General features: G+C 51.6%; 1 rRNA gene (running past one end of the window). It reads right to left on the bottom strand.

Annotation, left to right across the window (positions count from 1 at the left end):
• Positions 1-77: 77 nt before the first annotated feature.
• Positions 78-2,427, bottom strand: a 23S ribosomal RNA gene (locus ACF8ME_RS11905); it runs 526 nt beyond the window's last position.

Raw genomic sequence — 2,427 nt, 5'->3', positions numbered from 1 at the left:
GAGTCTGTAATCAGCTTTGTATTTTGACTGCGCCTTACTTGGCATAACCACCTTGATGATCACGTCATCAAAGTTATAGGGTCAAGCCTCACGAGCAATTAGTACTGGTTAGCTTAACGCATTACTGCGCTTCCACACCCAGCCTATCAACGTCCTGGTCTTGAACGACTCTTCAGGGGGCTCAAGGCCCCGGCAGATCTCATCTTGAAACGAGTTTCCCGCTTAGATGCTTTCAGCGGTTATCTCTTCCACACTTAGCTACTCGGCAATGCCACTGGCGTGACAACCGATACACCAGAGGTGTGTCCACTCCGGTCCTCTCGTACTAGGAGCAGGCTTCCTCAAATCTGCAGCGCCCACGGAAGATAGGGACCAAACTGTCTCACGACGTTTTAAACCCAGCTCACGTACCTCTTTAAATGGCGAACAGCCATACCCTTGGGACCGACTACAGCCCCAGGATGAGATGAGCCGACATCGAGGTGCCAAACACCGCCGTCGATATGAACTCTTGGGCGGTATCAGCCTGTTATCCCCAGAGTACCTTTTATCCGTTGAGCGATGGCCCTTCCATACAGAACCACCGGATCACTATGTCCTGCTTTCGCATCTGCTCGACTTGTCAGTCTCGCAGTTAAGCACGCTTATGCCATTGCACTATCGTCACGATGTCCGACCGTAACTAGCGTACCTTCGAACTCCTCCGTTACGCTTTGGGAGGAGACCGCCCCAGTCAAACTGCCTACCATGCACTGTCCCCGATCCCGATAAGGGACCTGGGTTAGAACCTCAAACGCACCAGGGTGGTATTTCAACGTCGGCTCCATGAGAACTAGCGTCCTCACTTCAAAGCCTCCCACCTATCCTACACAGATCCGTTCAAAATCCAATACAAAGCTACAGTAAAGGTTCATGGGGTCTTTCCGTCTTTCCGCGGGGAGATTGCATCATCACAAACATTTCAACTTCGCTGAGTCTCTGGAGGAGACAGTGTGGCCATCGTTACGCCATTCGTGCAGGTCGGAACTTACCCGACAAGGAATTTCGCTACCTTAGGACCGTTATAGTTACGGCCGCCGTTTACTGGGACTTCAATCAAGAGCTTGCACCCCATCATTTAATCTTCCAGCACCGGGCAGGCGTCACACCCTATACGTCCACTTTCGTGTTTGCAGAGTGCTGTGTTTTTATTAAACAGTCGCAGCCACCGATTTTTTGCAACCGCTTTGGGCTCCCTTTGTTCAAGTTCACCTACTTGCGGCATACCTTCTCCCGAAGTTACGGTATCAATTTGCCGAGTTCCTTCTCCAGAGTTCTCTCAAGCGCCTTAGAATACTCATCTCGCGCACCAGTGTCGGTTTGCGGTACGGTCGTGTGTAGCTGAAGCTTAGTGGCTTTTCCTGGAAGCAGGGTATCACTCACTTCGTCTGCAAGCAGACTCGTTATCACCCCTCATCTAAGCCCGGCGGATTTGCCTACCAGGCACGACTACAGGCTTGAACCAACATATCCAACAGTTGGCTGAGCTAACCTTCTCCGTCCCCACATCGCACTACACATCGGTACAGGAATATTGACCTGTTTCCCATCAGCTACGCATCTCTGCCTCGCCTTAGGGGCCGACTCACCCTACGCCGATGAACGTTGCGTAGGAAACCTTGCGCTTACGGCGAGGGGGCTTTTCACCCCCTTTAACGCTACTCATGTCAGCATTCGCACTTCTGATACCTCCAGCACCCGTTACCAGGCACCTTCACAGGCTTACAGAACGCTCTCCTACCACTTGCAATAAATTGCAAATCCGCAGCTTCGGTAACTGGCTTAGCCCCGTTACATCTTCCGCGCAGGACGACTCGATCAGTGAGCTATTACGCTTTCTTTAAATGATGGCTGCTTCTAAGCCAACATCCTGACTGTTTTAGCCTTCCCACTTCGTTTCCCACTTAGCCAATTTTAGGGACCTTAGCTGGCGGTCTGGGTTGTTTCCCTCTTGAGTCCGGACGTTAGCACCCGGTGCTCTGTCTCCCAAGCTGTACTCTGCGGTATTCGGAGTTTGCATAGGTTTGGTAAGTCGCCATGACCCCCTAGCCTAAACAGTGCTCTACCCCCGCAGGTAATACTTGAGGCACTACCTAAATAGTTTTCGGAGAGAACCAGCTATTTCCAAGTTTGTTTAGCCTTTCACCCCTATCCACAGCTCATCCGCTAGTTTTGCAACACTAGTCGGTTCGGACCTCCAGTACCTGTTACGGCACCTTCATCCTGGCCATGGATAGATCACTTGGTTTCGGGTCTACACCCAGCGACTGGACGCCCTATTCGGACTCGATTTCTCTACGGCTCCCCTATTCGGTTAACCTTGCCACTGAATGTAAGTCGCTGACCCATTATACAAAAGGTACGCAGTCACCCTTGCGGGCTCCTACT

Origin of the sequence: Delftia sp. WSY_7, from assembly GCF_043104845.1 — a bacterium.
In the GTDB taxonomy this organism is placed as follows: domain Bacteria; phylum Pseudomonadota; class Gammaproteobacteria; order Burkholderiales; family Burkholderiaceae_C; genus Comamonas; species Comamonas tsuruhatensis.
This window is presented reverse-complemented; position numbering and strand designations above follow the sequence as displayed.